We start from the raw sequence: 1,281 nt of genomic DNA on the forward strand, positions 1-1,281 counted from the left end.
CAGGCTGCTGAAAAGCGGTTTCAGAAAGCGGCCGGATGGGCTGGTTGACCGGCTTTCAGCGTCGGCGTCGCCTGAGCATGCCGCATTCTGTAAGTTTTTGGCGGTGGCGGTGAGTTCGGGACGGAATCCGGGCATCACGCCGTTACCGCCAGCAGCTTCGGCAGGCGAACCAGGTTGTAGGCCGCCATGGCGAGGGTGAACTGCCAGTCGACCTTGGGCAGCCCACGATGGCGCGCCTTGCGCAGCCCGGCCACCGTCTTGGCCCAGCCGAAGGCCTCCTCGATCCGCTTGCGGATGCGCAGGCTGATGGCATAGCCGGGATGGCGCGTGGTCCGGCCGTCGATCGCCGAGCGCCGCCCATTGGTGTTCTGCGCCACATGCGGGGTGACGTTGATCTCGCGGAGTTCGGCCACGAAATCCTGCGTGTCGAAGCCCTTGTCGCCCGCCAGCGTGACCTTCTGCGGTCGGTCGGCATGCGACTCCATCAGGTGCAGCGCGGCCAGCCGCTCGGCATGGCCCGAGGCGCGGGTGGCGACCGCACCGACGATCAGCCCATTGCGGTTTTCCATCAGCGCGTGCCCCATGAACGCCAGCTTGGCCTCCTTGCCGCGGCCCTTGCGGTAGAGCCGGGCATCAGGGTCGGTCGTCGAGGCATGGGTCTCGTTGCTGCGCGTCTGGCCATGGAAGTCCTGTTCACCGTTGCGACCCGCGCCAGGCGGCGGGGCGGAGTCGTCCTTCGGCCGGAAGCTCTTGTTGCTGGCCCAGGCTTCCAGCAGCGTGCCATCCACCGAGAAATGCTCTGTCGAGAGCAGCGCCTTGACCCGAGGCTGCGCCAACACCGTGGCCAGGAACCTCAAAGCCACCTCACCCTCCAGCAGGCGGTCGCGGTTCTTGGTGAAGGTCGTCGCGTCCCATACCGGGTCGTCCACGCCGAGGCCGACGAACCAACGGAACAGCAGGTCGAACTCGATCCGCTCGACCAACTGCCGTTCGGAGCGGATCGAGTAGAAGGCCTGCAGCAGCAAGGCGCGCAGCAGTCGCTCCGGCGGGATCGATTCCCGCCCGAACGGCGAATACAGCGCATCGAACGCCGCCGACAGATCCGCCAGCGTGGCGTTCACCACGCCTCGGATCACCCGCAGCGGATGGTCGGCACGGACCCGCTTCTCAAGGTCAACATAGCTGAACAAGGAACCAGCCACCGCGTCGCTGCCGCGCATTCTCACCCCGTCCGACTGCGCCAACAGCGAATCATGGACGGGAAATTCGGGCTACGAATTT

General features: G+C 66.1%; 1 protein-coding gene. It reads right to left on the bottom strand.

Translation table 11 applies throughout. The features are described 5' to 3' along the window. Positions 1-134: 134 nt before the first annotated feature. Complete coding sequence (locus GT007_RS22060) at positions 135-1,220, bottom strand: IS5 family transposase (protein WP_160123821.1); 1,086 nt, start codon at positions 1,218-1,220, stop codon at positions 135-137. Positions 1,221-1,281: the final 61 nt, after the last annotated feature.

The sequence above is a fragment of the Rhodovarius lipocyclicus genome (assembly GCF_009900765.1).
In the GTDB taxonomy this organism is placed as follows: Bacteria; Pseudomonadota; Alphaproteobacteria; order Acetobacterales; family Acetobacteraceae; genus Rhodovarius; species Rhodovarius lipocyclicus.